Consider the following 26,780-nt stretch of genomic DNA (forward strand, 5'->3'; position numbering starts at 1 on the left):
CTACATGATTAATCGTCTCAAGTACTTGTTGCCGTGAGCCACAGTAACACATTCCACGGGTGGTCGCCGTGAGCGCCGACGGCGACCGCAACCGCCCGCGCCTGCTGGCGATGGACACGGGCGGGACGATGACCGACACCTTCGTCGTCGACGACGAGGCGAACTACACGGTCGGCAAGGCACAGACGACGCCGGACGACGAATCCGTGTGTACGACGAACTCCTTCGCCGACGCCGTCGGTAACTGGGGCATCGAACCCACGGATGGTGCCGGCAAACTCGAGGGCATCGTCTACTCCGGGACGGCGATGTTGAACCGCCTGCTCGAACGGGAGGGGTCGGGGGACATCGGCGTCATCACCAACGGCGGCATGGAGGACCAACTGCGGTTCGGCCGCGGCATCCAGTCATGGGCCGACCGCTCGTATGCGGGTCGACTCCACGCCCGCGAACACGAACACCCCGAACCGCTCGTCCCGCGGGAGAACATCCGCGGCGTCCGCGGCCGGATGAACATGGCCGGCCTGCCGACGCTGCCGCTGTACGAAGACGAGGCCTACGAGGCGATTCAGGACCTGCTCGACCGCGGCGTCCGGGTCATCTGCGTCTGCCTCGTCTACTCGTATCTCAACGACAACCACGAGCAGAAAATCAAGGACATCGCCGAGGAGGTGATGGAGGAACGCGGCGAGTCGGTCCCCATCTGGCTGTCTTCCGAACAGAAACCGATTCGCGGGGAGTTGCCGCGACTGAACACCTTGGTCATCGAGGCCTACGCCGCCGAACCCTCCCGCGAACAACTCCGGCAGGTCGACGACGGCTTCGCCGAGTTGGGGTCGGAATCGCCCGTCCGGGTGCTCACCTCTTCTGGCGGAACGGTCGCCCCCGAACACGACTGGCTGGTCGATACGATGCTGTCCGGTCCCATCGGCGGCATCTTCGGCGGGGAGTTCCTCGCCGAGGAACTCGACATCGACAACCTCGTCTGCTCGGACGTGGGCGGCACCTCCTTCGACGTGGGGCTCATCACCGAGGGCCACTACCCCACACGGTGGGACCAGAGCCTCGCGCAGTTCATGGTGAACATCCCGATGACGGCGATGGACACCATCGGGTCGGGAACGGGGTCGTACGTCCGCGTCGACCGCACCTCCGAGCGCATCGAGGTCGGCCCCGACTCGGCGGGCTACAAGGTCGGCTACTCCAACATGGACAGCGACGTGGACACGGTGACGGTCACCGACTGCACGCTCGCCCTCGGCTATCTCAACCCCGATTCGTTCCTCGGCGGCGACATCCCGATGGACCGCGACGTGGCCATCGACGCCATCGACGAGCAAATCGCCAGCCCGCTCGACGAGGACCCAATCGAGACGGCCCGCGGTGTCCTCGACATCGTCGAACGCGACATGTCGAACGAACTCCGCGGCCTCATCCTCGGGTTGGGCTACTCCCCGGAGAACTACACGCTGATGAGCTACGGCGGCGGTGGGCCGCTGCACGCCGCTGGCTACAGCCGCGGCCTGGAGTTCGAGGACATCCTCATCCCACAGTGGGCGGCGGCGTTTTCGGCGTTCGGCTGTGCGTGTGCCGACTCGGCGTACCGCTACGACCAGTCGGTCGACGAGATACTCCAGCCGGACTTCTCGAACGCCTCGTCGGTGGCGTACTCCATCAACGACACCCTCGAAACCCTCAGAGAACGGGCGGAGGCGGCCTTCGACCGCGACGGCGTCGACCCCGACACCGTCGAGTTCCAGCCGTCGCTTCGCATCCAGTATCTCGGGATGCTCGACGACCTCGAAGTCGACATCAGCGAGGTCTGGGACGGGGAAGCGGGCATCGACGCGGAAGGCGTCGAGGACATCATCGACCGCTACGAGGCGAAATTCGACCAGGTGTTCCAGCGCGCCGCAAAGTCCCCGGAGAACGGCTATCAGATTACGATGGCCATCGGCGTCGGCGTCGGCCCCTCGGCGAAGCCGACCATCCCACAGGAGGAGTTACAGGATGAGACGCCACCCGAGGACGCCCACAAGGGCACCCGGGACATCTACTGGGACGACGGCTGGCACGCCGCCGACCTCTGGCAGATGCGCGACATCCAGCCGGGCAACCGCATCGAGGGCCCCTCGGTCATCGAGGCGCCCGCGACGACCATCCTCGTGCCGCCGGGCTACGAGGCACCGCTCGACGAGAACCGAATCTATCACCTACAGGAACAATGAGCATCGAGAACGACAAGGTCGGCGAGGAGAAACTCGCCGTCACGGAGAAACTGACGAACGGTGGCGAAATCGGCTGGGACGGGCAATCGTTGCAGTCGATGCTCGCAGAGACCGAGCGGTTGACCGAGGAGACCGGCCACTACCGCGGCCTCGAGGACCTCGAGCTCAAAGAGGAGAACCGCTTCGAGTACGAGCGGCTCTACTCCCGCCTTCGCGGGGCGTTGGTCTCCGCCCGGGAGACCGCACTCCACGTCTCGGCGTCGCCCATCGTCCGGGAAATCGGCGAACTGTGCTTCCAGATTTACACCCCGGAGGGCGACTCCATCGCCGTCTCGACGGGCATCATCGTCCACGTCCACACCGGGTCGCTGGCCATCAAGTGGATGATAGAGGAGGATTACGAACACGACCGGGGCATCGAACCCGGCGACGTGTTCTGCAACAACGACAACGACCTCGGCAACGTCCACACGACTGACGTCCACACCATCGTCCCCATCTTCCACGACGGGGAGTTGGTGGCGTGGGCCGACGGCGTCACCCACGAGGCCGACATCGGCGGCGCCTCACAGGGCCATACCTCCATCGTCCACACCTCCCGCTTCGAGGACGGCATCTACGCGACGTGTGAGAAAATCGGCGAGGGCGACGAGTTGTATCAGGACTGGAAGACCCGCGGCGAGCGGTCGACGCGGACCCCGATGTACTGGGACTTAGACGAGAAGTGTCGCCTCGCCGGCTGTCACATGATTCGGGAGGCGGTCCACGACATCATCGATGACGTGGGCGCCGAGACGTTCAAGCAGTTCACCCGAGAGGCCGTCGAGGAGGGTCGCCGAACGATGGAATCGCGCGTCCAAGAACGGCTGTTCCCCGGCACCTACCGGAACAGTTCCTTCGTCGGCCTGCCGCTGGCCGAGGAGGGCTGGAAACCCGAACAGCAGAAGGACAGCCTCCATCACCTCCCCGTCGAGATGGACATCAACGCCGACGGCACGATGTCGCTGGACATGGAGGGGACCTCCTCGCAGGGCGCCCACTCCTTCAACGCCGCCGAGGGGTCGATGACCGGCGGGCTGTGGGTGTCGCTCACCCAGTGTCTGCTCCACGACGGGAAGGTCAACGACGGCTCTCACTACGCCTTGGAGACGAACTTCCCGGAGGGGAGCCTGACGAACCCCGACGACCCACAGTTGTCGTTTCACGCGCCGTGGGGGACCATCATGCCGGCGTTCCAGTCGGTGTGGCAGAACGTCTCGCAGGCGTTCTTCTCCCGTGGGTTCCGCGAGGAGGTCGTCACCGGCTACTCCGAGACGACCGACACCGTCCAGGGCGGCGGGACGCTGATGGAGAGCATGGCCCAGATGATTCCCGACGAAGTGGGCGATTACTTCCCGGTCAGCCCCTTCGACCTCTCCTGTCAGGGGTTGGGGGCGTCGGCCGTCCGGGACGGCCTCGACCACGGCTATGCGATGTGGAACCCCGAGGCCGACATGGGCGACGTAGAGGAGTGGGAGATGGTCCAGTGGGGGACCCAGTATCTCTCCAGACAGATGAAGACCGACTCGGCGGGCCACGGCAAGTACCGCGGCGGCTCCGGCTGGGAGGGCGTCATGACCGTGATGGGTACCGAGGACTGTACGCTGTACAAGGCCTCCATCCCGGACGTGGCGTTCTCGACGGCGGGGATGGCCGGCGGCTATCCCGGGTCGACGAAGTACGCCGTCCGCGCCCACGACACCGACCTCGCCGACCGGGCACGGGAAGGCGAGCCGTATCCGACCGGTGACACCCCACCCGGGACCTTCGAGGAGCAAATCGACGGCGACATCGAGCGCACCCACCGTGGGAACTACTTCCCCAAGGAGTTCGACAACCACGACGTGATGCACTTCCAGATGGGCGGCGGGCCCGGGTGGGGTGACCCACTGGAGCGCCCACTGGAGAAGGTCGTCGCCGACGTCGAAGAGGAAATCTACTCGCCGGAGACCGTCGAGAAGGTGTACGGCGTCGTCGGCGAGTTCGACGAGAAGAACCGCGTCTTCGAGATGGACCGAGCGGCCACCGAGGACGCCCGCGAGAAGATTCGAGAGCGGCGTGCCGAGGAGAGCGTCCCCTTCGAGGAGTTCTTCGAAGCAGAGCGCGAGCGCGTTCAGGACGGCGACGTCTCCGACCCCGTCGCCGAGATGTACGTCGACGCCTTCGACATCTCCGAGGAGTTCGAGGCGGAGTTCGACGAGTTCTGGGACATCGACAGGAGTGGATTCTGACAATGGCAACCGAAACCGACAGACAACAGGTCGAAAAGCTCATCGACGGCGAACTCGGCTGGGAGGAACTGCGCAACGACGTGTTGCCGGACCCGAAAGACGACCAGCGCTTCGAGGTGACCCGACGACTGTTACAGGAGGACGTGGAGTGGGACGACCCCATTCTGCTGCCGCTGAACGACCACCTCTACGTCGTCGGCTCCGAACAGGGCCGCATCGTCAAGTGCGACTGTGGCCACGAGTTCTGCGGCGTCGAGAAGAACTGGAAAGAACACGCCCGCGTCCGCGTCCGCGAGGACGAAGACGACCACCGCGAAATCTACCCGGAGTATCAGACGCCACACCCCGACTGGACGTTCCAACTGCGGGAGTGGTTCTGTCCCGGCTGTTTCGCCCAGCTCGACGTGGACGCCGTGCCGGCGGGCTATCCCGTCTTACAGAACTTCGAACCCGACATCGACACCTTCTACGAGGAGTGGCTGGGCGAGAAGGCGCCGGATAAGCGCTAGCGCTCCCACTCCGTCACGTTCTCGCGGTGAACCGCCATCCCGTCGTCGACGCGAATCTCGTTGACCGCACAGTTGGCCTGATGGTGGCTGCCGAGCGCTTCCTCGAGGTCCATCCCCTTGGCGTATCCCAAGAGGACGTGAATCGGGCCGCCGTGGGTGACGACGAGGAGCGTCTCGCCATCGTAGGCGTCGACGACGGACCAAAAGCGGTTGGTCACGCGGTCGGCCACGTCTCGCAACGATTCGCCGCCTTCGGGAATACGCAGCGACGCCTCGTAGGCGGCCTCGCCGAGACCGAACTCCGGGAAGCGCTCCTCTACGTCGCCGTAGGTGAGGCCCTGATACACGCCCAAATCGCGCTCCCGCCAGTGGGGTTCGAACTCGACGGGCACGTCGCCGACGCCCTCCAGCAGGCGGTCGGCCGTCTGGCGAGTCCGAACCGAATCCGACGAGAAGACGCGGTCGATGTCGTACTCCTCGGCGAGGAACTCGCCGGCGGCCCTGGCCTGCTGTCGGCCCGTCTCGTTCAGGGGGACGGGCGCCCACCCCTGCATCCGGCCGTTCTTGTTCCAGTCGGTCTCGCCGTGGCGGACGACGACGACGCGTGTCATTTCGCGGGCCTACGCCGGCGGCGTGTATGAGTGTTCTGTCGGGTCACTCCCGCCGTTTGACTTCGTGTCGGCCGAAGCCGTATCGCAGGCGGTTGGCGAGGCGTCGGGAGAACTTCCCCTTCTCGGGGGCGCGAGAGTCGAAGCGCTCGCCGAGGGCCTCGTAGATGAGCGGCACCGCGATTTCCTGTTCGAGCGCCTCCTGGACGGTCCAGGTTCCCGTCGACCCTCCAGCGATGTGGTCGTCCACATCGCCCAAATCGTTGCCTTCCTCGTGGAACGCCTCCTCACAGAGCTCCAGCAGCCACGACCGGATGACGGCGCCGTTGTTCCACGTCCGGGCGATAGACTCCATGTCGAGGTCGTAGCGACCCTCCGAGAGGAGTTCGAACCCCTCGCCGTAGGCCTGCATCAGCGCGTACTCGACGCCGTTGTGGACCATCTTCACGTAGTGGCCCGACCCCGAGGGCCCCATGCGGTCGTGACCGTCGGGACCGGTCGCGACGGCGTCGAAGACGGGCACCATCGCCTCGTAGGCCCATTCGGGGCCACCGACCATCAGCGAAAAGCCCACCTCGGCGCCGGCGGGGCCGCCCGAGGTGCCGCAGTCGAGATACGCCGCGTCGAGTGCTTCGGCGCGCTCGACGGAGCGCTCGAAGTGGGAGTTGCCGCCGTCGACGACCACGTCGTCGGCGTCGAGTAGCGGGTCGAGGTCGTCGAGCGTCGCGTCGACGGCGTCGCCTGCGGGCACCATCAGCCAGATGCGCTTCGCCTCGGGAAGTTGGGAAACGAGGTCAGCGATGGAGTCGGCGGGAGTGGCTCCGGCGTCAGCAGCCGCCGAGACGGCCTCGTCGTCGAGGTCAAAAGCGACCACGTCGTGTCCGTCTTCGAGTACCCGGTCGACGACGATACGGCCCATCCGGCCCAGTCCGATGACGCCCAGTTGCATATCCGACCCCTCGTCGGGGCCGCAAGTGAGGGTTGTGATTCCGCGTGCGTTCACCGCCCGCCGGTCGTGGGGCGGATTCACACATAAATGACCGGATAGAGGCGCCAGTAACCCTTTGGCTATAGTTACGGATACATCGAGTCGAAAGGATGCGCGGGCAGTTCACACGGCGGACCCTGTTGGCCGCCACGGCGGGACTCACGACGACCGCCTTGGGGGGCGGGAAAGCGGCGGCGCTCCCGGAACTGGATTCGCTGGATTCCGACCCCGAGTGGTTGCGTCGGGAGTTTCGCAACTACGCGAAGACACAGGAGGCACCCGCAGAGCAGTCCTCCGACCCGGAGTTCATGCGGCGCTGGCAGCGGCGAAGCACCGAAAACGCCGCGAGTTACGCCGAGCGTGTCGCCGCCGAACCCGGCTGGCGGAGCCACGCGAACCTCTGTGCGACCTGGGGCGAGCAGTGTACCGGCGACCCCACGCTGTACCGCGACATCGACGCTCGGAACTTCTACGGCACCGTCGGCGAACGGCAGCGCGTCGCCTTCTACGACCGCGAGGGCGCCCGCCTGTCGGGACACGTCTGGACGCCCGTCGAAGCGGAAGCAGACGAGGCCCGCCCCGGTATCGTCATCACGAACGGGTCAGTACAGGCCCCAGAACCGCTGTACTGGTGGGCCGCCCAGTCGCTCGTCGCGGCGGGCTACGTCGTGTTGACCTACGACCCCCGTGGACAGGGTCGTTCGGACAGTCTCACGCCCTCGGGCGAACCCGGCGGCAACGCCAACGGCGAGGTGTTCGTGACGAACCAAATCGACGCCATCGACTTCTTCCACTCGACGCCCGAGGAGCCGTACGCGCCGAACGCCGCCTACGACCGCGGCGACGACGCACCGGTCGTCGAGTACAACCCCGCCTTCAACCGGCTTGACCGCTCTCGGCTCGGCATCGCCGGCCACTCCGCTGGCGCCATCGGCGCGAGCATCGTACAAGGACTGGAGCCGTGGCCGACCGGTGGCGCCAACCCCGTCGATGCGGTCGTCGCGTGGGACAACCTCGGCGGTAGCGACAGCGTGGCCGGCGACGGCCCCGAGAGCGAGGCCACCGACGCCGCGCGATTCTTCGAGACGGTTCCCGAGGGGAGCGTCGAACCCCGAGTCCCCGCGATGGGGCAATCCGGCGACTACTTCCTGACGCCGACGCCCCACGAGCAGCCGCCGGACCCCGACGGGAAATCGAGGGGGTTCGAGCGGTTCCGAGAGGCCGGCGTCCCCACCTACCAGCTCGTCATCCGGGGTGGAACCCACTACGAGTGGTCGCTACTGCCGACGTTCCCCGCCACGTCGTGGGAGTTCGGCAACGCCCTCGCCGACCACTACACCGTCGCGTGGTTCGACCGGTGGCTGAAAGAACCGAACGAGTCGGGGTACCACGACGCCGATTCGCGGCTGCTGGCCGACGAGGAGTGGGGGAATCATCTCAGTTTCCACTACCGCTCGAAGCGGGCCTTCCCCGGCCGAAACCAGCAGCATCACTCCTGTGAGGACATCCGAACCGGCTGTGACACCCCGACGCCGCCGGGACGACGGTAAGCGAACCTTTTTACCGGCAACAGCCATGCCAACGGGTATGAGCGCGAGTCAGTCGGTAGTACGTGGACTGTAACCGCGCCTTTCTCTCGGCGCGCACGCGAACTGCCTACCGACCGGTTTACGCGACACCCCAATCATGAGCGAGGTTCCTGACAGCTACGACCCCGACGCCGCAGAACAGAAGTGGCACGAGGAGTGGGCCGACTCCGACGTGTACAGCTACGACGACGACCCCGAACGCCCAGATTACATCATCGACACGCCGCCGCCGTACCCGACCGGAAACCTCCACATCGGGAACGCACTCGGCTGGTGTTACATGGACTTCGCGGCGCGGTACCACCGCCTGAAAGGCGACGACGTGCTGTTCCCGCAGGGGTGGGACTGCCACGGCCTGCCGACGGAAGTCAAAGTCGAGGAGAACCGCGACATCCACCGCACCGAAGTCTCCCGCGAGCAGTTCCGGGAGTGGTGTATCGAACACACCAACGACCAAATCGGCGCGATGAAGGAGACGATGGGGACGCTCGGGTTCTCACAGGACTGGAACCACGAGTACCGGACGATGGACCCCGACTACTGGGGGGAGACCCAGCGGTCGTTCGTCGAGATGGCATCGGACGGCTACGTGTACCAGGACGAACACCCCGTCAACTGGTGTCCCCGGTGTGAGACGGCAATCGCCGACGCCGAGGTCGAAAACGAAGACCACGAGGGGACGCTGTACTACATCACCTTCGAGGGCGTCGGCAACGACGATATCGAAATCGCGACCACGCGCCCCGAACTGCTCGCGGCGTGTGTCGGAATGGCCGTCAGCCCCGACGACGAACGCTACGAAGACCGCATCGGCGACACCTTCGAGGTGCCGCTGTTCGGCCAGGAAGTCGAACTCATCGCCGACGACGACGTTGACGGCGACTTCGGGACCGGCGCGGTGATGATATGTACCTTCGGCGACAAACAGGACGTCGACTGGTGGGTCGAACACGACCTCGATTTGCGTCCGGTGTTCACCGAGGACGGCAAACTCAACGAACTCGCCGGCGAGTTCGAGGGCCAGACAATCGACGAGGCGAAAGACGCCATCGCGACCGCCCTCCAGAAATCCGGCCACCTCAACGACGAAGAGCCGACCGAGCAGTCCGTCGGCCAGTGTTGGCGCTGTGATACGCCCATCGAAATCCTCTCGAAAGAGCAGTGGTTCGTCCGCGTCGACCAAGAGGAGATTCTGGAGCAGGCTCAGGCCGTCGAATGGTTCCCCGAGCACATGTACAGCCGACTCGAGGAGTGGACCGAGGGGATGGAGTGGGACTGGGTCATCTCCCGACAGCGCGTCTTCGCCACCCCGATTCCCGCCTGGGAGTGTGAGGACTGTGGGCACGTCCACATCGCCGACAGCGAGGAGGTGCCCGTCGACCCGACGACGGACGAGCCCGCCGTCGAGACGTGCATCGAGTGCGGCGGCGAGTCGTGGACCGGCGAAACCGACGTGATGGACACGTGGATGGATTCGTCGATTTCGCCGCTGTACGTCGCTGGCTGGCCCGACGCCGACTTCGAACCCGTTCAACTGCGCGAGCAGGGCCACGACATCATCCGGACGTGGGCCTTCTACACCATCCTCCGGACGGCCGCCCTAGAGGACACCATCCCGTGGGAGGACGCCCTCATCAACGGGATGGTGTTCGGCGAGGACGGCAACAAGATGTCCAAATCACGCGACAACTTCGTCCAGCCCGAGGAGGTCGTCGAGGAGTACGGCGCCGACGCCTTCCGGCAGGCGATGGCGCTGGGTGGCCAACCCGGCAGCGACATTCAGTTCCAGTGGAAAGAGGTCACCTCCGCGAGTCGCTTCCAGACGAAGGTCTGGAACATCACGAAGTTCGCCTCCGGCCACGTCGACGAGTCGACGGCGGACATCACCGACCCCGCCTACCGGGACGCAGACGAGTGGATTCTCTCGAAGTGCGCCCGTGTCGCCGAGAGCGTCGCCGAGGACATGGAGGAGTACCGCTTCGACAGCGCCCTGCGAGAGGTCCGGGAGTTCGTCTGGCACGACCTCGCCGACGACTACCTCGAACTCGTGAAGGGCCGCCTGTACGAGGGCCGACCGGGCGAGCGAAAGGCCGCCCAACACGCACTGTACACCGCGTTGACTGCCTCCCTGCGGATGCTCTCGCCCTTTGCGCCGTTCATCACCGAGGAGGCATGGAGCCACCTCCCGACCGATGGGAGCGTCCACAACGCCGCCTGGCCCGAGTTGCCCGAGGGCGACACCGAAACCGAACGCCGGGGCGAACTCATCGCCGCGGTCGCCGCCACGGTTCGTGGCTGGAAATCCGACGAGGGAAAACCCCTGAACGCCGACCTCGACCGCATCGAGGTGTACCTCGACGAGGACCTCCCGTTGGATACCTACGACCTCGCGGACACCGTCAACGGCCCCGTCTACGTCGAACAGGGCCGGCCGAACATCGAACTCGTCCCCGTCGATGTGGATATCGAACACAGCGAACTGGGGCCGGCCTTCCGCGACCAGGCTGGCGCCGTCATCGGAAAACTGGAAGCGGCCGACCCCGCGGAACTGCAGGCCGAACTGGAGACGGAGGGGCACGTCGAGTTCGACCTCGACGGCGAGACAGTCACCGTCGACGCCGAGATGTTCGACATCGTCGAGGAACAGCGCTCGGAGAGCGGCGAGGAGGTTGTCGTCCTCGAAGCAGGGGATGCGACGGTGTTGGTGGTGGAGTAGCGAGACTCCGAACGAAGTGAGGAGTCTCGGGGAGTGAGCGGGGAGCGAAGCGACCCGCGAGTAGGGAGGTCGCCATCGACGCCCGCCTACCGGAGCCGAACCGCCGCTATTCCGAATCCTGCACCCGCCTGACAACCCGTTTCGCGCCGTAGTAGGCCCACTCACCGGCATAACAAAACGCACAACCCCTGAACTGCGGCCGATTTGGCTCCGCATCTATCGAGTCGCTCATCTCGTCTGTGGTTCGGTCTTACAGACTGTGAACCGCACGCGTGTGTGCGTACCTGACGCACACCGCTGGCGAAAGAAACCACGAGAAAGCGGCAAGGTATTACATTGTTAAGTAATTTTCCCCTGATACAGGATTCGTCCCGTTAGTTGGATATATTCTAGTGCCACCCTGGGAACTGGTAGTGTGTCCCTCGCTACTACGACTCAAGGGTGGCCGTTTTCGCGGGAGCTACTGCGTAGCGTCCGCGAACTCAAGCGCGCGCGCCGTCGAGGCGGGTGTGCGACGGGGTGTGACCACGACCGTGCCGACGACGGGCGCCTCCCGTGGTCGACGGACGGCGCCTACGGCGGCTGGGGGGGCCACGAGTACCACGGGACCGAACCTGGCAGCGAGCGGACGCCCGTGGTGTTCGTCCACGGCAACCAACGGGACGCCTGCGACTGGGAGCGCCACGCCGAGTTCTTCCTCCGGCGGGGCTACGGCGGCGACGACCTCTGGGCGGTGACGTTCCGGGAGGGAACCCCGACTCACGCGGCGATGATTGAGAAACTCGACGCCTTCGTCGGGTCCGTCCGAGAGTACACCGGTGCCGAGAGCGTCGACGTCGTCGCACACAGCCTCGGCGTCACCGGCGTACGCTGCTGGCTCGCCGCCCGAAACCGGCTGTCGTGGGTCGATAGCTTCGTTGGCCTCGCCGGCGCCAACCACGGGACCGTCCTCAGCACGTGGTGTGCTGACACCGGGTTCGCCCGCGGCCCCTACCGGGTCAGCGAGTTCCTCCGCGACGACCACGACTCGGTCGAGGGACACCCGCTGGCTCGACTCAACGAAAACGAGACGCCCGGCGACGTCGACTACTACACGCTCCGAGGCACCGAGGACCCTCTGTTCTGGAACTGCCGGCGGAGCCCCGAACTCGAGGGCGCGACCAACGTCGCCATCGAGACGGACCACGACGGCGTTCGCACCGACCGGACGGCCCTCGAGTACATCTACCGGTGGACTGCCGGTGAACACCCCTACGACATCCAACAGCAGGTCGCCCTCCCGGGGTGACCCGGGTCGGGCGTCACGCTTACCCCACTTCGTGACCACCGTCCGGGCATGGCCGACCGTATCATGAAGGTCAACGCCTACACGACGCTGGACCTCCTCGACGGCGAAGTCGAGGGGCACGGCTTCGAGGAAGAGGCCTACGCCGTGGTGAACGTGACGAGTCCGCGGGAGAACCCCGACCACGTCTCGCTGCAGGTGGAGTTGGACAACACGCAGTTAGAACACCTCGCTCCCCACGCCGAGACGGTTCGGCTCTCAGCCGAAGAGGCCCGGACGCTGGCGGCGGACCTCGAGAAACACGCCGAGAAGGTCGAGGCGAACGAGGACTGATACGCCCGGAGAGCGTATGGCCCGTATGGCGGAGGAGGGCACTGACGGGCCCCCAAGAGGTGACGAGAACCCCGTCTCCCGGGAGTTGGGGTTCTGTCCGTGCTGTGGCTATCGGACGCTGACCCCGAATCAGCCGGGGTCCTACGAGGTGTGTGAAATCTGCGGTTGGCTCGACGACCTCTTCGGGTTCTACTATCCCGACGCCCAGAGCGACTACAACTACGTCTCGCTGTCGACGGCCCGCGAGAACGTCGCGGAGTTCGGCGCGTGTCTCCCCGATGTCGTCGAGTCGACACGGGAGCCTGATGGCGACGACCGGGACCCGAACTACCCCTACGAGTAATCCGCCGTCAAGCCAGTTTCTCGAACTCTTCAGGCGTCAACTCGATATCGGCGGCGGCGACGTTCTCCTCGAGGTGGGTGACGCTGGAGGTGCCCGGAATCGGTAGCATGACTGGCGACCGTTCGAGCAGCCACGCCAACGCGATTTGCTGTGGCGTCGCGTCGTGGGCGTCGGCTACCTCCTCGATTCCGTCGACGGAATCCAGGTCGTTGGCCGCAAGCGGGTACCAGGGGATGAAGCCGATGCCGTACTCCGTGCAGGCGTCGAGCACGTCGCTTTCCTCGCGATAGCCGACGTTGTAGCGGTTCTGAACGGTCGCGATGTCGACGATGTCGCGTGCGAGGTCCAGTTGCTCGACGCTGACGTTCGAGAGGCCGACGTGTCGAATCAGCCCCTCGTCTTTCATCTCGGCGAGCGTCGCGACGCTCTCCTCGAAGTCGGCCTCGGGGTCCGGGCGGTGGAACTGATAGAGGTCGATTTCGTCGACGCGGAGGCGGTCGAGACTGCACAGCACGGCGTTGCGGAGGTAGTCCGGGTCGCCACGCGGGAGCCACTCGCCGTCGGTGTTCCGGAGCAGTCCGCCCTTCGTCGCCACGACCACGTCGTCGTAGGGCGCGAGCGTCTCGCCGATGAGCCGCTCGGAGACGCCCGGGCCGTAGGAGTCGGCAGTGTCGACGAGGTCGACGAGGTCGCTGGCCCGCCGGAGTACGTCGCGAGCCCCTGCTACGTCGTCGGGTTCGCCGATGATATCCTCGCCGGTGATTCGCATTGCACCGAAGCCGAGGCGACCGACCGTGAGTTCGCCACCGATGTCGAAGGTGTCCATACCCAAACGTCGGGCGCCACCGACAAAAGCCTACACGCCGAGGAGATTGCGAACGTCGTCCCACGACTCGACGACGTGGGCGCCGTCGCAGGCCGCGGGGTCGCTGTACGGCTGTCGCATCAGAAAGCCCGCTTTGCCGGCGTCGAGGGCGTTTGCGACGTTCGTGTGATAGTCGTCGATGAGCGCATCGCCCGGCACCTCACCCTTGTCCCGGGGGACTTCCTCGTGGAACTCGTCGTAGGGGACGCCGTGTTCGTCCAGCCACGCCTTCGAGACGTCGTGCGTCTCGGGGACGCGATGGGTGGCGATTTCGATGTGGTACTCCTCGCGAAGTGCCCCGAGAGCGTCGGCGACGCCCGGCGTTGGGTCCATCCCGCCGAAGTACCACTCCGGCCGCTCGGTCATCAACTCAGTGATGACGTCCCCGATGTGGCCGTCGATGGCCGGGTGCTCGTAGGACCACTCGTCGATGTCCGACGGGGAAACGCCGAGGGAGAACTCCTCGTTGAGGTGGGTCACGAGCCGCGGGAGCTGGTCGGCGACGACGCCGTCGAGGTCGACGAGCAGCGTCGAACCGGGAGAGAGGGGACGGGTACTCATTAGTGGATGTAGTGGTTCGAGCGGCTTAAGTTACACTTCGGGACGGCGTCACACGGCGGACGACGCCGTCTCACACCTCGACCGTCTCGCCCAACTCGGGCGCTCGCGCGTCGTGACCCTCCGATTCCAGTTCTCCGGCGAACCACACACAGGAGTCGCCGTGATTGACAAGAAGCGGCGTCCCGCGGTACGCTTCGAGGAACGACCGCAGGCCGTCGCGGTCGGCGTGGGCGGAGAAGTCGTAGGATTCGACCTGTGCGCTCACCTGCAGGTGCCGACCGCCGAGTTCGGCGCTTCCGGTTTCGAGTATCTCGCGGCCGGGCGTCCCCTCGACCTGATACCCCGAGAAACAGAGCTTGTTGACCGGATTCGCGTGAATCTCGGGAATGTACGTCATCGCCGGCCCGCCCGAGAGCATCCCCGCGGTCGTGATGATGACCGTCGACTGGTCGGCGATGCGCTTTCGTTGGCCATCTCGTCCAGTCACGAATCGAGCGTTGGAGTTGGCCTTCCGCATCGCTTCGCCGTCACGGATGAACTCGGGATACTGTCGAACGAGTCGCGTCACCTCCTTGCCCATCCCGTCGACGTAGCAGTCGATGTCGTGGGCGTCACAGACGAGCATGAGTTCTTGGGTCCGGCCGATGGCGAAGGCGGGGACGACGACGGTGCCGCCCTCCCACAGCGTCGTCCGCACGCTGTCGACGAACCGCGATTCGACGGCTTCCCGGGACTCGTGTTCGACGTCGGCGTAGGTCGATTCCGTGATGACGACGTCGGCATCGGGCCGTTCGGTCGTCGCCGAGACGAGTCGCTGGTCGTCGGTGTGGAAATCGCCCGTATACAGCAGACGCGTCTCCCCGTCGTCCACGAGGACGTGAGCGCTGCCGGGGATGTGGCCGGCATTGAAGAACTCGACGCGGTGGCCGGCCGCCTCGAAGGCCTCGCGGTAGCCGTGAGTCTCCGAAATCTCGGTGACGCGGCGAACGTCCTCCTCGGTGAAGGGACACTGTGGCGTCCCGCCGTGGAGTTTCAGCGTGTCACGGGCCAGCGTCAACGCGAGTTCGTACGTCGGCGGTGTCCAGTGAATCGGCGGCCGGGCGTCACCGGACAACAGCGACGGCACCGCGCCGGCGTGGTCGAGGTGGCCGTGACTGACGACGACCGCCTCGGGGTCGATGTCGCCGATTGGGTACTGCGGCGGCGAGTCGGTCTTGATGCCGAAGTCGAGCAACAGCGCGTCGTTGACGAGGACGGCGCTGCGGCCGACTTCGCCCGCGCCGCCAAGGAACTGGACGTTCACTACGCCGTCGTTGGCGGGCGCGTGGTTTGCCTTCGTCGGTTCGCCTATCGGAACCGTCAGAGGCGAGGGACGGAGCGACAGCTATCGGACGAAAGAACACGAAACCGTCGGTGGACGCTATCTCCGAGACAGCGGGCGCTACGCGCTCACGGTCGAGGTCACTCCTCGTCGTCGTCTTTCATCTCACCGAGACGGTCGATGAGCGACTCCTCGTCGTCGAACTCGAAGTTCACGTCACCGTCGTGGTCCTTCTCGTGGACGTTGACGGCTTCCGAATCGTCGGTCTCGACGTTCTGGTCTTTCTGCTCGGATTCGTCGTAACTACCGAAGCCCATATACTCGATAATACGTGCCCGCACGGAAAAGCGTCGGGATACCGCCCACCGGGTGATATCGGGCTCCGTGACACACCGTCGCGTATCGTCACTGTAACCACCTAACACCGGCGTCCGCGAGCGCTTAACATCCGTCGACCGCTACGAAGAAGCGAGAACTAACCCACTATGTCTCAGCAAAAATCCGATTACATCGACGACACCGAAATCGACGCCGAACTCGATAGCGAAGCCGACGACGGCGCCATCGAGGAAGCCGTCGAGAACCTCGAAGCCAACGGGTTCGACGTCGTGGTCGTCGACACCGCCGAGGAGGCACTCGAAACGGTACAGTCACAGGTTCCGAGCAGCGCCTCGGTGATGAACGGCCACTCGACGACGCTCGAAGAGATCGGCTTCGTCGAGTACCTCTCCGACGGCGACCACGACTGGGAGAGCCTGCCGGACCAGATTTGGAGCATCGACGACGACGCCGAGCGACAGGCCGCCCGCCGGGAGGCACAGACCGCCGACTACTTCCTCGGCGGCATCAACGCCATCGCACAGACCGGCGAGTTGGTCGCCGCTGACCGCTCGGGGAGCCGCATCGGTGCCTACCCCTTCGCCGCGAGCAACGTCGTCATCGTCAGCGGCGTGAACAAAATCGTCCCGACGCTGGAGGACGCACTGGACCGACTCGAATCCGTCGCCTACCCGCTGGAGAACGAACGCGCGAAGGAGGCCTACGGCGTCGAGTCGGCCGTCGCGAAACAGCTCATCTTCCGGCAGGAACTCGAAGAGGGCCGAACCACGGTCGTCCTCGTCCGCGAGCAGTTGGGGTACTGAGCAGGGTTACTTGTTTTCCCAGCGGCGCAGTTGGAACTCCGCGTACCCCCCGTAGGCGAACTCCAGGGCGCCGAGCCACCAGTTCCACCGTTCGGCGGGGCCGCCTTCGGGGGCGTCGGCCAACTGGACGACGACGTGTTCGGGCGTGAGTTCGACGTCGGCATCCTCGACGTAGCGGCCGCTGTCGGCGAGGTCGCGAGCGTGTCGTGCGACTGCACGGCGCTCGGCCTCGTCGCCGCCGAACGTCTCTAGGCCGGCCGCCAGTGCCTCGGCGTCGAACTCCTCCATCGTGGCCCCGACGTAGGACCGCCGCCGACTTGAACGCAGGGGGCGGGAAACGGGCGGCGACCCCAGCATACAAGCCCCAGCGCTCGGCAGGGAGTGACATGACAGACGTGGAACCACACGACGTGCCCGAGGAGGCCGTCGCGATGCTCCAGCAGTACCTCGAGAACGAACACGAGTTCCTCTCGTGGCTCGGGTTCACCGTCGAGGAGTTCGAGACGGGCCGAATGGTCGGCACCATCCCCTTCGACGACAAACTCACCAATCCGACCGACCCGCCGACGGTACAGGGCGGCGTCGCCTCGACGCTCATCGACGTGGTCGGCGGCATCGCGCTGCGGCCGTATCTCACCGACCCGCTGGACGACGACATCGCCACGATAAACCTCAACGTCAACTACCTCCGGCCGGCGGCGGGCGATTTGACGGCGACGGCGGAGGTCATCCGCGCCGGCGGGTCCGTCGGCGTCTCCTACATCGAAGTCGTAAGCGAGACGCCCGACGGCTCGGAGGAACTCATCGCGGTCGGACAGGGCGCCTACCGGCTGTTCCGGAGCTAGACGAACTCGATGTCCGTCCGTTCTCGGACCTCGCCGAACAGCCAGTCGGCGTGTTCGAGGGCGTACTCGCGGTGGTCCTCCTCGATGTAGCCGACGGCGTCTTCGAGGAGAATCGGCCGGTAATCCCGAAGGCCGGCGCTGCCGGCGGTGTGCAGCACACAGACGTTCGCCAGCGTCCCACAAATGATGAGGTCGTCGACGGCGTGGCTCTCCAGCCACCCCTCCAGTTCGGTCCGGTGGAATGCGTCGTAGGTGTGTTTCACGACGACCAGCTCGTCGTCGCGTGGGTCGAGTTCTTCGACTAACTCGGCCTCCCAGGAGCCTTCGAGGACGTGTTCGCCCCAGCGGTCGAACTCGTCGTAGTAGTGGTTGCCCTCGAACTGCTCGGGCGGGTGTACGTCGCGGGTGAAGACGACCGACGCGCCCGCCTCTCGGGCGTCCTCTACGAGGTCGGCACACGGTTCGATGGCCGCCTCGCTCCCGGGCGCGTACAGCGACCCGTCCGGGTGACAGAAGCCGTTCTGCATGTCGACGACGACGACGGCGGTGCTGTCCGGGTCCAATTCGAGGCTCATGGGCGACGGTTCGGACGGGGAGCGCAAAACCGTTATCCCGCGGGCGACACCACCAGGCTGTCCGACTGCCGTGAACTTTTGCTCGTGGAGGCCGTCGGTGTCGGTAATGAAGCGGCGACCGACGGCGGCGATTGCTCTGGCGCTGATGCTCGTTTTAGCGGGCTGTTCGGCCGGCTATCAGTCGCCCGCGCCCGAACCCGCCCCACCGCCCGACGACGAGCGGTTGGGCTACTACGACGGCTACTGGTACAACGACACCTTCGAGTTCGACGCTGCCGACGGACTCACGGAGGGCCAACAGGAGGCGGTCGTCTCGCGGGCGATGGCACGCGTCCAACTCCTCCGGAATCAGCGCTTCGAGGAGCGCGTCGACGTCGACATCATCTCCAGACGGGAGTACCGCGAGGAGTTCGGCAACGTCACCACACCGACGCCCGGCGACGACGCCCGCGTCCTCCAGAACACCCAGTACGAGGCGCTGTTGCTGGTCGGGTCGGACCGCGATGTCGTCGACGTACGGCGAGGCAATCGCGGCGACAACGTCCTCGGCTTCTACCAACCGGGAGCCGAACGACTCGTCATCGTCAGCGAGTCCGACCCCGCGACGCTGGAGGGCGAACTCACGCTGGCCCACGAACTCGTCCACGCTCTGCAGGACCAGCGGTTCAACCTCTCGTCGCTACCCACCGGAACGATGGACACCGTCAACGCTCGCAACGGCCTCGTCGAGGGCGACGCGACGGTCGTCGAGAACGCCTACCAACGTAACTGCGAGAGCGGCGAGTGGGAGTGTGTCAGCGTCGATACCGGCACCTCGGCCGGCGCTCCCGGTGAGAACTTCCACTTCGGCGTCTACTACGCGGGCTTCTTCCCGTACTCGGAGGGGCCGTCGTTCGTCAACTACCACCGCGAGCGGGGCGGATGGGACTCCATCGACCCGATGTACGACGACGTGCCCGACACCAGCGCGGAGGTGGTGTATCCCCGCACCTACGGCACCGACGACTACGGGACGGCGACCGTCGCCGACCGCAACGACACGGAGTGGAATCGCGTCACCCCGACGAACGGTCCCGACCACGCGACGGTCGGACAGGCCGGCATCGTCTCGATGTTCGCCTACACGCTCGCCGACGACTACGACCGCGAGAACGCGCTCATCGACAGCGGCGCCTTCTACAACCGCAACGCGACGACGGGGCGACTCGATTCGACCCGGCCGTTCACCTACGACGTCTCCTACGCCGAGGGGTGGTACGCCGACCGACTCCACGCCTACGCCGCCGGCGACGAAACCGCCTACGTCTGGAACGTCACGTTCGAGGACCGAGCAAACGCCACCGAGTTCCACGGCGGCCACGCCGACCTGCTGGAGTACTGGGGCGCCGAAACCGTCGAGACCCGCGAGGAATCGACCGTCTGGCGGTTCACCGCCGCCGACAGCCCCTTCGACGGCGCGGTGTGGGTCGAACGGGACGGCCGGTCGGTGACGGTCGTCCACGCACCGACCGTCGACGACCTCGGTGACGTGTACGCGCCGGCCGACGGCTGATTCGACGGCGAGACAGCGACAGTCCGGCGGACAACGACTACCTTTTTCGACGTGCCCCACGAGTCACCGATATGTTCGACATCGTTCCGGAGTCCGCCATCGTCGAGGGCCGGGCGACGGACGCCTACTTCCTGCGGACCGAGGAGGCGCTGGAACACGCCGGTCGGAACCCCGAGGTCGTCGCGGAAGTGACCGCAGACCAGTTCGCCACCGGCGCCTTCGAGGTGTTCGCGGGCGTGAAAGACGCCGCGAACCTACTGGCGGGCTACGACGTGGACGTAGACGCCCTGCCGGAGGGGACGCTGTTCGACGGCGGCCCCGTGATGCGCATCGAGGGACCGTACCTGGAGTTCTGTCGGCTCGAAACGTCGCTTCTGGGCTTTCTCTCTCACGCCTCCGGCATCGCGACGGCGGCGCTGGAGGCGAGGCGGGCCGCCCCCGACAGTTCGGTTCTGAGTTTCGGCGCCCGCCACGTCCACCCCTCCATCGCCACGGTCGTCGAGCGGAACGCGCTGTTGGCCGGTCTCGATGGCTTCTCTCACGTCGCCGCCGGCGACCAGCTCGGCCGGACCGCGTCGGGGACGATGCCGCACGCCCTGATGATTTGCTTCGGACCGGGGAATCAGGAGGACGCCTGGCGGGCCTTCGACGAGGCGGTCGACGAGGACATCCCCCGCATCGCGCTGTGTGACACCTACGACGACGAGGCCGACGAGGCGATTCGGGCCGCGGAGTTGGGCTTCGACAGCGTCCGCCTCGATACGACCGGCTCTCGGCGCGGCGACTTCAGGCACATCATCCGCGAGACACGCTGGGAACTCGACGCCGAGGGCCACGAGGACGTCGATATCTTCGTCAGCGGCGGCATCACGCCGGAGACGATTCGACAACTGCGGGACGTGGCCGACGGTTTCGGCGTCGGCAGTTACATCTCCAACGCCGACCCGGTGGATTTCGCCCTCGACATCGTCGAAATCGAGGGCGAACCGGCCGCCAAAAAGGGGAAACTCTCGGGGAAGAAGTCGGTGTATCGGACGCCCGACGGCGGCCACCACGTCGCCTTGGCCGACGAACCGGGACCGACCGACGGCGAGTCGCTGTTCGAACCGCTCGTCCGTGACGGAGAGGTCGTCGCCGAGTTCGACCTCGATGCGGCCATCGACCGCGCGGCGGCCGACGCCCGACGCGTCGGCTTCCGGGCCACCGAGTGAGTCGGCGCTCGGACCACCGAATCCCTTAAACGGGCGACTCGCCTACCGACGAACGGCAGAGGAAGCCCGGTCCCCGTGGGTTCGCTCCCGGCGTTTCGCGTCGGCGACGCGCCCATGACGGAAAGTCCCCCCACCCTCCGGGCAGGTGACCGGGCGCAAGCCCGGAGCGGGAGACCGCTGGCACTGGAACAGAAACGAGACCGCTTCCGCCGAGCGATGAGGCGCGAGGGCCGCCGACGGCGGCCCTCGGCGCTTGCGGCCCTGCCGCAAGCGCGCGAACCGACCCGCAAGGGAAGGGAGTTAACCCGCCGAGCGCGCGTGGTCGTTAGACCGCGAGGAGACGCGGAAGAACGGATGGAACGGCGAATCCTCACCGGTGCAAGCCCGTCGCACTTGGTAGCCCGGAGACGCGACGGGTGCTCAGCCGAATGCCGGGTGAAAACAGAAGGGGGCTTACTACCCTCAGCCACTACGTACGTAGCCTCGCCGACGGGCGTCGCTTCGCCCCGGCGAATCGGTCGAAACTGTCTTTTATCTCACACGCGTCCGTCGAATCGATGAACCGCCGGTGGTGTGTCGTCGCTGTCGCGCTGTTGCTCGCCCTCTCGGGGTGTGTCGGACCGATAAACCCCGACGTTCTCGAACACACCGACAACTGGGACGGCGACCCCGACAACCACTGGCGCTCGGAAGTCGTCACGGTCAGCTACGAACCACCGGCCGGCGACGACCGCGACTACCGACGGCTGGTCCACCGGGCTGCGGCCTACTGGACCGAAAACAGCCAGCGATACGCTGGCTATGACGTGGGGCTGCGACTGGTCGACTCCGCCGAGAACGCCGACATCCACGTCCGGTTCGTCGAGCGCGTCTCCGACTGTGGCGCCCACAGCGACGAACACACCGCCGGCTGTGCCCCCGTTCTGACCGACGCCCGACAGGTCGACCGGCCGGTCGACGTGCGAGTCCGAACCGGCCTCTCGGACGATTCGACCGTCCAGGTGCTGAAACACGAGTTCGGACACACCCTCGGGTTGCGCCACGGCGACGCCCCCCAAGCAGTCATGCAGGCGTACTCGTCGTTGAACACCGTCCCGAAGCCGAACGCGACCGACCGTGCGCTGCCCTGGCGGACGAACGAACTCCTCGTGTACGCCGACTACGAAGCGCTGCCGGAGGCCGACCGCGAAGAAGCCAGACGGCAGGTCCGGGCCGCACTCGGCTACTACGCCGACGGCGCCGACGGCACCGTCCCCGAGAACGTGACGTTCTACGCCGCCGATTCGCGCGAATCGGCCGACATCGTCATCGAGTTCGACGGGACGACGTCGTGTCGAACCGGCCCGGGGTCCTGCGGCACCCTCTCGGGTGGCGACGAGGACGGCGACGGCGCCCTGGAGTACTACGACTCGCTGACCATCGTGTTGGTCGACCTCGATGTCGACGTAATCGGCTGGCACGTCGGCCGATGGCTGGGAACCGGGTTCGGACACGCCGACGACAGCGAGTACCCCGAACCGCTCAGAGAGAGCGCGAGTTACGAGGAGCGGCGGAGCGCGTGGTGGGAGTAGCTTCGACGCCGACCGGTATTGAATTTCGAACTCCGACGAACGTTTATACGCACGGAGTGAAAGTCGATTGACAGCCGCGGAGTGTTACCATGGAACACGTACTACCCGGCGGGCGACTCTCCCCGCTGCCCGACGCCACCGAAGCCCAACGGAAGCTCAGTCGGACCGCCTTCGAGCTGATTTCGACCGGGTCGACCCTCCAGCGGGAGACGACGAGTGCCGCCCGCGCGATGACGCACATGCAGTTACACGCCCTCGAACGCACGACGGGCGTGGATTCGGGGTGTGTCCACGGGGTCGTCGACGGACGCTTCGACTCGATGCAGGAACTGTCCGACCGCGCCGAAGACCGCTTTCTCACGACGGTGCTGTCGATGAGTCAACTGACGGCGACGTACGCCGAAACGTTCGACGACGCCGTCGCACGGGTGATACCCTCCGACCCGAGGGACGACGGGGACTGACGACCCACTACGCCTCGAACCAGAACTGGCCGTTCTCTTGGATTACCTCGCCGTCGACCTCCAGCCGCGAGGCCGAAGAAACGTCGGTAATCATGTCGACGTGGACGGCCGACTCGTTGCCAGTCTCGCCGTCGGGGAGGTTCGAGTCGTAGGCGCGGCCGACCGCCATGTGGACGGTGTCGCCCATCTTCTCGTCGAAGAGGATGTTGTCGGTGAAGCGGTCGATGCCGCGGTTCATCCCGATGCCGAGTTCGCCGAGGCGTCGAGCGCCGGGGTCGGTGTCCAACACCGACTGGAGGGCGTCCGCGCCCTGTTCGGCCGAAAAGTCGACCACCTCACCGTCCTCGAAGACGATGTGGACGTTCCGAACCCGACGGGCGTTGATGGTCATCGGCACGTCGAAGAACACCTCACCTTCGGTGTCGTAGGGGGCGGTGAACACCTCTCCCGAGGGGAGGTTATGGGAGTCGTAGGCCACCGACGCCGCGGAGTTCACCGCGGTCCGGCCCTCGATTGACATCATAACGTCGGTCGACGGTCTGTCCTCGCGTTCGATGACCAGTCGGACCTCGCTGCCGTCGTCGAGGACCTCCTTGACCTTCGCCATCCGCTCGGCCAGCGACTCCCAGTCGCGCAGTACGGCGTCGTAGACGAATTCCTGGTACTCCTCGTAGGCCATGCCGGCCTGCTGGGCGAGACTCCGGGTGGGGTGGACCGTCGACACCCAGTCGGTGTCCATCCGCGCCTCCCGAACGGCGCTTCGGGCGCGGGTGTAAGCCTGTCGCGCCTCGCTGTCGACGTCGGCGGTCGCCGTCGTGTTGCGGCCGCCGCCCAACCGGAGGTAGGCGTCGGCATTCTCCACGAGCGCGAGTTCGTGGTCGCCGGCCTCGAAATCGCCGTCGTGGGCCTTCAGATACGCCCGAGCGAGTTCGTCGGAGCCGTAGGTCGTCACGACGTTGGCACCGACCTCGCCGAGTTTCGCGGCGACGGCGACGCCCAACTCGTGGGCGTCCTCGGCGACGTCGACGAGTACGTCGTCGCCCGCCTCGATTCGTGCGCTCCACTCGACGAGTACCTCGGCGTGTTCGCGTACGCGTTCGTCCATACGTTCACCTCGACCGGGGTGCTAAACGGTCTTTCCGTCCACACGCATCTCGACCCCCGTCACCTCGAACCGAGCGCCGCCGTCGGCGCCTTCGGTCACCACGATGGTCCATCCGTGGGCGGTCGCGATGCGCTCGACGATTCGGAGGCCGAATCCCGTCCCCGTCTCGCTCGTCGTATGACCGGCCTCGAACACCCGGTCGCGTCGCTCCGGCGGAATTCCGGGACCGTCGTCTTCGACGTAGAATCCATCGCCATCGTCGAGTACGCCGACGGTCACCGTCGGGGCGTTGCCGGCGTATTCCACCGCGTTCCGAAACAGGTTCTCGAACAGTTGCCCGAGTCGGCTCGGGTCGGCCTCGAAGGAGCCGTTCGACGCCACTCGGAGAGTTGCATCCCCCGTTTCGACGGTTCGCCACGAGCGGCGGACGGTCGCTTCGAGGTCGACGACCCTGCGCTCGTCGACCGAAGTCCCCTGTCGGGCCAGCGCCAGTAAGTCGTCGATGAGCGACTCCATCCGGTCGTGGGCCTCCTTGACGTACTCGAGGTTGTCGTCGTCGTACTCCTCGAGGGCCAACTCGAGGTGGCCACTCGCGACCGCAAGCGGGTTTCGCAGGTCGTGGGAGACGACGCTTGCGAACTCCTCTAGCTGCTCGTTTTTCCGCTCCAGTTCGGCCTCCCGCTCTTTGAGTTCGGTGATGTCCCGCCCCTCGGGAACGAGCATGATGACCTGACCGGTTTCGTCGGTGACCGGTCGGAGGGAGAAGTCGGTGATGATTTCCTCGCCGTCGCCGCCGACAATGGGTAGTTCCCCACGGAAAAACCCCCCGGCGCGTGCTCGCTCGACCGCGTCCCGCGCCAACTGCCTGGTGTCGTCGTCGTACTGGAACCACGGCGTCTCCCACAACGGCTTCCCGGTGACCTCCTCGCGAGTCGCATCGACGAAGGTCAGCGCCGTGTCGTTGGCCTCGGTGAGCGTTCCGTCGGGTTGCGTCAATCCCGTGAACTGGAAGGTCTGATTGAAGATGGCATCGTATCGTTGTTCGCGTTTGGCACGGTCGAGCGCCGCCGTCGTCGTCGCTGCTAGCATCTCCGCGAACGCCTGCTCTTCCTCGCCGAACTGCTCGGGGTCGGGCGAGGAGGTGATGAACACCCCGTGGTCGCCGAGGGGGTACACCAACCCGCTTCGAATCGCAGAGTCGATATCGAGGTCGCCGTTGGTATCGATGTCCTCGATGAGTCGGGATTCCCCGGACTCGAAAACCTCCCACGCGAGTTCGTCGCCGTGGTCGGTACTCGAACGGTCGTAGTCGGGATTCTCGCCGACGTGTTCGCGTACCGCATCCGTCACGGCGGCCGCCCGAAGTGTCCCGTCGCCGTCGTCGAGGTGGATACCGCTGAGCGGCAACCCGAGCGTCTCCTCGGCCGTTTCGACGGCGATGTGTGCGATTTCTGTCGGCGTCTCCGCACGTATCAGTTCGCGGGTCCGGTGGTGGAGTTCGTGCAGCAGCTCCTCGCGCCGTTTCCGGTCGGTGATGTCTCGTACCGTCCCTCTGATTCGTCGTTGGCCGTCGCCGGTCGTCTGCGGGTCCGCACGGATGCGAACCCACCGCGTGTCACCGTCGTCGGTCGTAACTCGTGCCTCGATATCGTACGGTTCACCCTCGATAACCGAACGGCTGAACGCCTCACGGACCGTTGGCTGGTCGTCCGGATGGAACCACTCGACAACGCCATCGGGGTCTGGGTCGAAGTCCGGTGGAACGCCGAGTATCCGCCTGACCTCGTCGGTCCAGCGTAGCTCGTCGGTCTCGACGTCGAGTTCCCAGCCACCGATGTGCCCGATGCGCTGTGTCCGTTCGAAGAGGTCGTTCTTCCGCTCGAGGTCGGCCTCCCGCTCGCGCTGGTCGGTGACGTCGTGGAGGCTGACGAGCACTCTCGTCTGCCCGTCGATTTCGGCGGGCTTCAGCGTCGCCTGGACGCGAACGGACGTGCCGTCGCGCCGTTCGTTGACCCACTCGACGGTCTGTGACCCCTCCTCGATGGTCTGCCGGAGCAGTTCGTGGGCGCGGTCGGCGGTGTACCCCGCGTGTTCCCCGCCGACCTCCTCGCTCGTTCGGCCGATGAGTTCCCCCCGCGAGTAGCCCGTGAGTTCACAGTACCGCTCGTTGACGTCGAGGAATCGTCCGGTTTCGGGGTCGCGAACCGACATCGCGACGGCCGCCTTCTCGAACACCTCCCGATAGTTCGTCTCCGAGCGGTGCCGGGAGACGAGGTCCTCGATGCGTCCCAACAGGCGCTCGTGGTCGCGACCCTCGCCCTGTTTGGGCACGTAGGCGTCGACGAACGACGGAATCGATTCGTCGGCCGTCCGCCCGCCCACGTCATCGGTAAACAGCACGAGCGGGACTTCGGTGTCTTCCTCGCGAACGGCTTCCAGGAGTTCGGCCGCGCTCGGGTCCGAAAGCGCACAGTCACACACCACGCAGTCGGCGAGTTCCGTCGACAGCGCGTCGACAGACCCCGAATCGACGGTCGTCACCCGAAGGCTCTCGCGTGCGGATTCGAGTCGTCTCGATATGTCGCCAGCAGACGGTGGCCCGCTGTCGACGTACAGAACGTGAATCGTTCCCCCACCCATAGTCATCACTATCGGTTTGAGACCATTAAAACGCGCGCTCGTAATCACGGCGTGAAAAC

General features: G+C 65.8%; 24 protein-coding genes and 1 other RNA gene. 15 read left to right on the forward strand and 10 right to left on the reverse strand.

Going from position 1 to position 26,780, the window contains the following annotated elements; genetic code table 11:
- The first annotated feature begins 68 nt into the window (after positions 1–68).
- Genes GJ631_RS04195 through GJ631_RS04205 form a run of 3 tightly spaced genes read left to right on the forward strand, consistent with a single transcriptional unit; the run spans position 69 to position 5,007 of the window.
- Positions 69–2,228, forward strand: coding sequence for a hydantoinase/oxoprolinase family protein (locus GJ631_RS04195; RefSeq protein WP_156707942.1), 2,160 nt, complete (start codon positions 69–71; stop codon positions 2,226–2,228).
- Positions 2,225–4,498, forward strand: a complete 2,274-nt coding sequence (locus GJ631_RS04200; protein ID WP_156707943.1) for a hydantoinase B/oxoprolinase family protein — start codon at positions 2,225–2,227, stop codon at positions 4,496–4,498. Before GJ631_RS04195 ends, GJ631_RS04200 begins: the two co-directional genes overlap by 4 nt.
- A gap of 2 nt (positions 4,499–4,500) precedes the next feature.
- On the forward strand, positions 4,501–5,007 hold the full coding sequence (locus tag GJ631_RS04205; RefSeq protein ID WP_156707944.1) for an acetone carboxylase subunit gamma: 507 nt from the start codon (positions 4,501–4,503) through the stop codon (positions 5,005–5,007).
- Here GJ631_RS04205 and GJ631_RS04210 read toward each other — a convergent pair.
- Complete coding sequence (locus tag GJ631_RS04210) at positions 5,004–5,618, reverse strand: histidine phosphatase family protein (protein WP_156707945.1); 615 nt, start codon at positions 5,616–5,618, stop codon at positions 5,004–5,006. The two genes, GJ631_RS04205 and GJ631_RS04210, sit on opposite strands and share 4 nt — an antisense overlap.
- A 43-nt stretch (positions 5,619–5,661) precedes the next feature.
- Positions 5,662–6,564 (reverse strand): phosphogluconate dehydrogenase (NAD(+)-dependent, decarboxylating), encoded by a 903-nt coding sequence (gene gnd, locus GJ631_RS04215; protein WP_156707986.1) that lies wholly within the window; start codon positions 6,562–6,564, stop codon positions 5,662–5,664.
- 149 nt (positions 6,565–6,713) lie between these two features.
- On the opposite strand from gnd, the gene GJ631_RS04220 reads away from it, so the two are divergent.
- The 5 genes from GJ631_RS04220 (at position 6,714) to GJ631_RS04240 (ending at position 12,869) form a co-directional block, all read left to right on the forward strand.
- The gene (locus tag GJ631_RS04220; RefSeq protein ID WP_156707946.1) at positions 6,714–8,153 is read left to right on the forward strand and encodes a S9 family peptidase; all 1,440 of its coding nucleotides are present in this window, start codon (positions 6,714–6,716) and stop codon (positions 8,151–8,153) included.
- 136 nt (positions 8,154–8,289) lie between these two features.
- Entirely contained in the window at positions 8,290–10,908 is a 2,619-nt protein-coding gene (locus GJ631_RS04225) for a valine--tRNA ligase (RefSeq protein ID WP_156707947.1), read from the forward strand.
- Between the two features lie 415 nt (positions 10,909–11,323).
- Positions 11,324–12,196, forward strand: a complete 873-nt coding sequence (locus GJ631_RS04230; protein WP_197424820.1) for a hypothetical protein — start codon at positions 11,324–11,326, stop codon at positions 12,194–12,196.
- A gap of 48 nt (positions 12,197–12,244) precedes the next feature.
- A complete protein-coding gene (locus tag GJ631_RS04235) occupies positions 12,245–12,526 on the forward strand; it encodes a DUF6360 family protein (protein WP_156707949.1) in 282 nt (93 codons plus the stop codon).
- Between the two features lie 25 nt (positions 12,527–12,551).
- Positions 12,552–12,869, forward strand: a complete 318-nt coding sequence (locus GJ631_RS04240) for a CPCC family cysteine-rich protein (RefSeq protein WP_156707950.1) — start codon at positions 12,552–12,554, stop codon at positions 12,867–12,869.
- Positions 12,870–12,876: 7 nt separating this feature from the next.
- On the opposite strand, the gene GJ631_RS04245 is transcribed toward GJ631_RS04240, so the two are convergent.
- The 4 genes from GJ631_RS04245 to GJ631_RS04260 all read right to left on the reverse strand — a co-directional run bounded on the left by GJ631_RS04245 (position 12,877) and on the right by GJ631_RS04260 (position 15,933).
- A complete protein-coding gene (locus GJ631_RS04245; RefSeq protein WP_156707951.1) occupies positions 12,877–13,695 on the reverse strand; it encodes an aldo/keto reductase in 819 nt (272 codons plus the stop codon).
- Positions 13,696–13,725: 30 nt separating this feature from the next.
- A complete protein-coding gene (locus GJ631_RS04250; RefSeq protein WP_156707952.1) occupies positions 13,726–14,295 on the reverse strand; it encodes a hypothetical protein in 570 nt (189 codons plus the stop codon).
- Positions 14,296–14,365: 70 nt separating this feature from the next.
- On the reverse strand, positions 14,366–15,598 hold the full coding sequence (locus tag GJ631_RS04255; protein ID WP_370518553.1) for an MBL fold metallo-hydrolase: 1,233 nt from the start codon (positions 15,596–15,598) through the stop codon (positions 14,366–14,368).
- Positions 15,599–15,756: 158 nt separating this feature from the next.
- Positions 15,757–15,933 (reverse strand): DUF5786 family protein, encoded by a 177-nt coding sequence (locus GJ631_RS04260; RefSeq protein ID WP_156707954.1) that lies wholly within the window; start codon positions 15,931–15,933, stop codon positions 15,757–15,759.
- A 168-nt stretch (positions 15,934–16,101) separates the two neighbouring features.
- Between GJ631_RS04260 and GJ631_RS04265 the strand changes: the two genes are divergently transcribed.
- Entirely contained in the window at positions 16,102–16,758 is a 657-nt protein-coding gene (locus GJ631_RS04265) for a lactate utilization protein (RefSeq protein ID WP_156707955.1), read from the forward strand.
- A gap of 6 nt (positions 16,759–16,764) precedes the next feature.
- On the opposite strand, the gene GJ631_RS04270 is transcribed toward GJ631_RS04265, so the two are convergent.
- Positions 16,765–17,046: a hypothetical protein gene (locus GJ631_RS04270; protein ID WP_156707956.1), complete on the reverse strand. Its 282-nt coding sequence runs from the start codon at positions 17,044–17,046 to the stop codon at positions 16,765–16,767.
- A gap of 98 nt (positions 17,047–17,144) precedes the next feature.
- Here GJ631_RS04270 and GJ631_RS04275 point away from each other — a divergent pair, with 98 nt between their 5' ends.
- Entirely contained in the window at positions 17,145–17,603 is a 459-nt protein-coding gene (locus tag GJ631_RS04275; protein ID WP_156707957.1) for a PaaI family thioesterase, read from the forward strand.
- On the opposite strand, the gene GJ631_RS04280 is transcribed toward GJ631_RS04275, so the two are convergent.
- Positions 17,600–18,178: a cysteine hydrolase family protein gene (locus GJ631_RS04280; protein WP_156707958.1), complete on the reverse strand. Its 579-nt coding sequence runs from the start codon at positions 18,176–18,178 to the stop codon at positions 17,600–17,602. The two genes, GJ631_RS04275 and GJ631_RS04280, sit on opposite strands and share 4 nt — an antisense overlap.
- A gap of 106 nt (positions 18,179–18,284) precedes the next feature.
- Between GJ631_RS04280 and GJ631_RS04285 the strand changes: the two genes are divergently transcribed.
- From GJ631_RS04285 to GJ631_RS04305, 5 genes are all read left to right on the forward strand, one after another.
- On the forward strand, positions 18,285–19,730 hold the full coding sequence (locus tag GJ631_RS04285; RefSeq protein WP_156707959.1) for an Hvo_1808 family surface protein: 1,446 nt from the start codon (positions 18,285–18,287) through the stop codon (positions 19,728–19,730).
- 71 nt (positions 19,731–19,801) lie between these two features.
- On the forward strand, positions 19,802–20,941 hold the full coding sequence (locus GJ631_RS04290; protein WP_156707960.1) for a nicotinate phosphoribosyltransferase: 1,140 nt from the start codon (positions 19,802–19,804) through the stop codon (positions 20,939–20,941).
- Between the two features lie 54 nt (positions 20,942–20,995).
- Positions 20,996–21,409: RNase P RNA component (rnpB, locus tag GJ631_RS04295), an RNA gene on the forward strand.
- An 89-nt stretch (positions 21,410–21,498) separates the two neighbouring features.
- On the forward strand, positions 21,499–22,512 hold the full coding sequence (locus GJ631_RS04300) for a matrixin family metalloprotease (protein ID WP_156707961.1): 1,014 nt from the start codon (positions 21,499–21,501) through the stop codon (positions 22,510–22,512).
- 89 nt (positions 22,513–22,601) lie between these two features.
- On the forward strand, positions 22,602–22,976 hold the full coding sequence (locus GJ631_RS04305) for a hypothetical protein (RefSeq protein ID WP_156707962.1): 375 nt from the start codon (positions 22,602–22,604) through the stop codon (positions 22,974–22,976).
- A 7-nt stretch (positions 22,977–22,983) separates the two neighbouring features.
- Here GJ631_RS04305 and GJ631_RS04310 read toward each other — a convergent pair whose 3' ends face one another.
- Positions 22,984–24,081, reverse strand: a complete 1,098-nt coding sequence (locus GJ631_RS04310) for an aminopeptidase (protein WP_156707963.1) — start codon at positions 24,079–24,081, stop codon at positions 22,984–22,986.
- A 21-nt stretch (positions 24,082–24,102) separates the two neighbouring features.
- Positions 24,103–26,721 (reverse strand): PAS domain S-box protein, encoded by a 2,619-nt coding sequence (locus GJ631_RS04315; protein ID WP_197424822.1) that lies wholly within the window; start codon positions 26,719–26,721, stop codon positions 24,103–24,105.
- Between the last annotated feature and the right edge of the window lie 59 nt (positions 26,722–26,780).

This window comes from Natronomonas sp. CBA1123, from assembly GCF_009741925.1.
In the GTDB taxonomy this organism is placed as follows: domain Archaea; phylum Halobacteriota; class Halobacteria; order Halobacteriales; family Haloarculaceae; genus Natronomonas.